The 5,272-nt window shown below is 57.6% G+C and carries 3 protein-coding genes; 2 read left to right on the top strand and 1 reads right to left on the bottom strand.

Translation table 11 applies throughout. From position 1 onward, the window contains the following. The coding region (locus IK012_RS10710; RefSeq protein ID WP_290954236.1) for an aminotransferase class I/II-fold pyridoxal phosphate-dependent enzyme at positions 1-811 on the top strand (811 nt) is incomplete at its 5' end. 11 nt (positions 812-822) lie between these two features. Next, positions 823-2,112, top strand: a complete 1,290-nt coding sequence (locus tag IK012_RS10705; protein ID WP_290954233.1) for a citrate synthase — start codon at positions 823-825, stop codon at positions 2,110-2,112. A 144-nt stretch (positions 2,113-2,256) separates the two neighbouring features. Here the strand turns inward: IK012_RS10705 and IK012_RS10700 are convergent, their stop codons facing one another. Then, positions 2,257-5,208 carry a glycoside hydrolase family 44 protein gene (locus tag IK012_RS10700; RefSeq protein WP_290954230.1) on the bottom strand — a complete coding sequence of 984 codons (2,952 nt, stop codon included), beginning with the start codon at positions 5,206-5,208 and terminating at the stop codon, positions 2,257-2,259. Between the last annotated feature and the right edge of the window lie 64 nt (positions 5,209-5,272).

The raw sequence follows: 5,272 nt of genomic DNA, 5'->3' as shown, positions 1-5,272 counted from the left end.
GATCAAGACGTTCAACACCTTCAAGAACGGCGGTTTCGATACCGAAGCCCTCAAGGCCGCCCTCGCCGAAAGCAAGAGCGACAAGAAGGTCGTGCTCCTGAACTTCCCGAACAACCCGACCGGCTACACCGCCACCGAGAAGGAAGCGGTCGAAATCGCGAAGATCCTCACCGACTGCGCCGCCGCCGGCAACAAGGTCGTGGCCCTGCTCGACGATGCCTACTTCGGCCTCGTGTACGAAGAAGGCGTGACCAAGGAATCACTCTTCGTGAAGATTGTCGACGCCCACGAGAACCTGCTCGCCGTCAAGCTCGACGGCCCGACCAAGGAAGACTACGTTTGGGGCTTCCGCGTCGGCTTCATGAGCTTCGGTTTCAAGGGCGCCACCGCCGCCCAGCTCAAGGCCCTCGAAGACAAGGCCGCCGGTACGGTCCGCGGCAATATCAGCAACGGCCCCTCCATCAGCCAGAGGATTCTGCTCGCCGCCTACCAGAGCCCCGAATACGTGGACCAGAAGGCCGAGAAGTACGCTACCCTCAAGAAGCGCTACGACATCATCAAGGAAGTGCTCGCAAGCCACCCGGAATACAAGGAAGCCTTCGAGGCCATGCCGTGCAACAGCGGTTACTTTATGTGCATCAAGCCGAAGGGCGTCGATGCCGAAGAACTCCGCCAGAAGCTCATCAAGGACTACAGCACGGGCACCATCATGCTTTCGGGCCTTATCCGCGTCGCTTTCAGCGCCGTCCCGACCGAAAAGCTCGGCAAGCTGTTCGAAAATATTTATAATTGCATAAAGGAAATGAAGTAACCGGAGGATAAATGTCCGAAAAAGCGACCTTGAATTACAACGGAAAGAGCTTCGAGCTCCCCGTGGTTGAAGGCACCGAGAACGAACACGGTCTCGACATCAGTTCCCTCCGCAAGGAATCGGGACTGGTCACGCTGGATTACGGCTACCTGAACACGGGCAGCACCAAGAGCGCCATCACCTACGTGAATGGCGAAAAGGGCATTCTCCGTTACCGAGGCTACTCCATCGAAGATCTCGCCGAAAAGGCGACGTTCCCCGAAACGGCGTGGCTCCTGATTTACGGTGAGCTCCCGACTCCGGAACAGCTCGGACATTTCCGCACGCTTCTCACCGAAAACGCGCTTTTGCACGAGAACCTGCTGCATTTCTTCCGTGAAATGCCGCCGAGCGCGCACCCGATGGGCATCCTCAGTTCCATCGTGAACGCCGTGGGTCTCTTCACTCCGCGTTTTTACGACGACGAAAACATCGCGAGCGCCTTCGAACTCACGACCGCGGGCCTTATTTCCAAGATCCGCACCATCGCCGCTTTTGCCTACAAGGCGAGCATCGGCGAACCGTTCGTGTACCCGGAAGCGGAACGCAGCTACTGCAGCAACTTCCTGAACATGATGTTCAGCAGTAAGGCTCGTCCGTACCACCCGGATCCGATCATGGAAAAGGCGCTCAACACGCTCCTCATTGTGCATGCCGACCACGAGCAGAACTGCTCCACGTCGACGGTGCGTATGGTGGGCAGCTCGCAGGCAAACCTTTACGCGAGTATCTGCGCCGGCATCTGCGCCCTTTGGGGCCCGCTCCATGGCGGTGCTAACCAGGCCGTGCTCGAAACGCTCCTGCGCATCCAGCAGAGCGGCATGACCATCGAGCAGGTGATGGACAAGGCGAAGGACAAGAACGACCCGTTCAGGCTCTCCGGCTTTGGCCACCGCGTGTACAAGAGCTACGACCCGCGCGCCAAGGTATTGAAAAAGCTCATGTACCAGGTGTTCGAACGCGAACACGTGCACGACCCGCTGTTGGATATCGCGCTCAAGCTCGAAGAAGCCGCCCTCAAGGACGACTACTTCATCGCGCGCAAGCTCTACCCGAACGTGGACTTCTACTCGGGCATCCTCTACCGCGCCATGGGCATCCCGACGAACATGCTTACCGTGATGTTCGCCATCGGCCGTTTGCCCGGCTGGATTGCCCACTGGAAGGAAATGCACGACGACCCGCAGAGCAAAATCAACCGTCCGCGCCAGATTTACACCGGCGAGACGGAACGCCCCTGGATCGACCGCGATAAGCGATAAACGAATTAACGAGAAATCGCCGGCGAGATGCCGGCGATTTTCTTTTTGCATTTTCTTTTTTTCGGGTTAAAAAAGTGCGCGACCCGCTTTTTAAACGGTGCACTTTTTAAACAGAGCTCTCTTTAAACGGCGCGCAACCCGCTCTTAACGCAGTCTCCTGAGGCCGCGCGGCATCGGGACCTCGGTTCCGTCTTCCTGTAACAGGTAGATGTTGTCGAGGCTGATGTAGCCCATGCCGCTATGGCGGGCACGGAACGCGAAGTTCTTGATTTTCGTCGGGTCGAGCTGCGGGATAGTCTTGCCCCAGCCTTCCTGCGCCATGTTCTCCCAGATGAGCGTGTCGCGCACCCAAGAACCGCGGGTGTTTTTCAGGCGGACCATGAACTCGTCGTAGTCTTCCACCTGGCTGCTCGCAATCTGCACTTCGAAGTAGCCGTCGGGATTGTTGTGGTTCGTCGCATAGTCGAACACGATGCCCACCGACTTCTTGACTTCCTCGGGAATCACGTAGTAGGCGCCAGCAAAGTTCGGCCAGCTCTGCGTAGGCGGCTGCTCAATCAAGAAGTCATGACGGATGAATCCGCCATGCGGAGGCGCCCCATTAAAGACCTTCGCGCCAATAGTCGTCGCGTTGTCGCCGTTCGCCACAGGGTACCAGTCCACCGCGTCGAGGCCATTGTCGAAGTTCTGCATGATTTTCGTGGTACGGTAGGCGCCACGCACGCGGAACGGGATTTTAAACACGGCAGTCTTGCCGCCAAGGCCATAAAGCGTCACGCCGATGGTACGCTTGGCACTGTACATGTCTTCGGGAATAGGAATCTTCACGTGGAAGCTCTCGATGGACGAATTCCACTTGCCGTCATCGGGCTTCACCGAAGTTACAAACAGTCCGCGCTTGCCCCAGTTATCGACCGTCACGACTCCGTTCGTGAGCTGGCCGTTTTCCTGGATGCCCGTCACGAACAGGTCAATCGTATCGCCCGCAAGGAGCACCTTCTTCTCGAGGGCCGCGGCAATGACCTGCGGTTGTGCCGCATTCGCCTTCGTGGCTTCATCAAGTCCAACTACGCGCGGGTTGATGCGCACAACTGCAAGCCCGAACGGCGGAATAGTCACGTCCTTGCTCTTGCTCGGGTTGATGCGGCGCCCGCTCGGGCCCATCTTCGGGTACGGATAGGAATTCTGCCACGTGCCCACCCACTTGAACTGGTCGGCGCCGAACACGTCCACTTCGGTACGCACCAGGTCGCCCTTGCCCACCTCGGCAGAACCTGCGGTGGCAACGCTCGCACGGTCAACCTGTACCACCTGCGGAATTTCCGACAAGTTTACGAGCATCACGCGCACGGAATCGCCCTTGCCAATCGCATAGGCTTCCACGTCAGGGCTCGCGCTCGATACCGGCAGTACAGAGTAGCCATCTTCCAAGAAGCGCTTGAACGTCATGTAGAGCCCGTAGTATTCCGCCGTCGGTTCCAGAGACTTCCAGTAGTTCCAGGAACCTTCCTTCAACAGCGCCGTCATGCTGATGGTACCCCAGGTATCGTCCGGGCCCTTGAACAGGTTGCCAAAAGCATCCCACGGGAGCACTTCCAGGCGGTTGCCAAAGCGCACCGCATGCTGGGCAAAAATTGTCGCGACAGCGGTTGCCTGCGGGTAGTCCATGAGCAGGCTAAATCCTTGCACGCAGGTACTGAATTCCGAGAGGAACACGCGGCGTTCGCCTTCGAGGTGGCGCTTCATCCACACGTCGAGCGTATCCATGTTCGGGCCCACCGCCAGCATGGCCTTGAGCATCTCGGCGGCACTCGGGGCATTCGCCGTCCAGTACGGGTAATTGTGGAGGTCCACCACGTCGAGGTAACGCTTGCCGTCTTTCTTTTCGGCCTCGCCCACGATGCGCAGGAATTCTTCCATCCAGTACTTGCCATCGAGAATGCCGGCGCCCTTCAGCAGCATGTTATATGTGCTCAGGAGCGGTCCGTGCAAAATGATCGTGGAGTCCACGGCCTTCATCGCGCGGGCATATTCCAAGAAGCGGGCGGCATACTGCCTCGCCGAAATCGGGCCGGATTCTTCCCATTCACCGTCGAGCTCGTTACCGATTTCCCAGCGCTTGATGTTGTAGCCCTTCACCTTATTCGCATAGCGCACCCAGGCGGCGGCTTCTTGCGCCGTGCCCGTTCCCGCATTCACGCAAATTACGGCCTTCGCGTCCGGAAGCGTCTTTATATATTCCATGAACGCTTCGAAATCCCACTTGATGTCGGTCCAGTCCGTGCGGGCCTTGTCGCCGTTGCGGGTAGACATCGCGTAGAACTTGTAGTTGTTACCTTCGAGCAGGTCAGATTCCCCGCTGAACAACTTCATCTCGCGAATCTGCACGCCCTTGCTCGGCAAGTCGCTCGTCTTGAAGCGAATCGCCACGTAGCGGGTGCGGAGCTGCTTGAACTTGTACTTGGTCGTCTCCGAGTTCACACGCACCACGGATTCCGTCTTGAGCTTGTTTTCAAGCGCCTGGTGCACGCCCGGGTATTCGGCGTAGTCGCCGTCCCAGTACGCAAACTCAAAAGACTTCGGGCGCAAATTGCCCCAGTCGATTTGCAGGGAATCGAGGTTCATCTTCTCGGGGAACTCAATCACTACCCAGGGCGGGTCAACCGGGTCAAGGATTTCGCCCCACCACATGGTTTCTTTTTTGCCGTCGGCGAGGTGGCTCCTACGGATAAAGCCGTAGTTATCCTTTGTAGTGCCGCGGTAAATTGTTTCGCCCAAAAAGCCGCGCGCCCACTTGGTAGAATCGGGCGTCCAGAGGCCGGTGCTATCGTAGCTGCCGATTCCGTTCCAGTGATAATCGTTAGAAAGCGAGCCGTTCGGGAAGCGGAAAACGGTGTAGCCGCCGTCCACAAGCGCCTGCGTCATGTCGTAATAACGGCTAGGCGGATTCCAGATGGCAAGGTCGGCAGCCATCATGTCCGTCTTGTTGATGGTAATTCCCGGATTCAGGTCGTCAACGACCACCACGTTCTGTGCGGCAAGCGCAGGAATAGCCAATGCGGTCAGCGCCGCAAAAGAAACCAGTTTCATCGCCATATATACCTCTTTTACCGAAATATATATAAATACGGCAACGTTCTGGACAAGGTCTTTAGTTCGG

This window comes from Fibrobacter sp. (assembly GCF_017551775.1).
GTDB lineage: Bacteria > Fibrobacterota > Fibrobacteria > Fibrobacterales > Fibrobacteraceae > Fibrobacter.
Note: the sequence above shows the minus strand (reverse complement) of the source record. Positions and strands in the feature narration are given on the sequence as shown.

Coding starts and splice junctions, on each gene's coding strand:
- IK012_RS10705 (WP_290954233.1), top strand. CDS start 823: ATGTCCGAAAAAGCGACCTTGAATTACAACGGAAAGAGCTTCGAGCTC.
- IK012_RS10700 (WP_290954230.1), bottom strand. CDS start 5,208: ATGGCGATGAAACTGGTTTCTTTTGCGGCGCTGACCGCATTGGCTATT.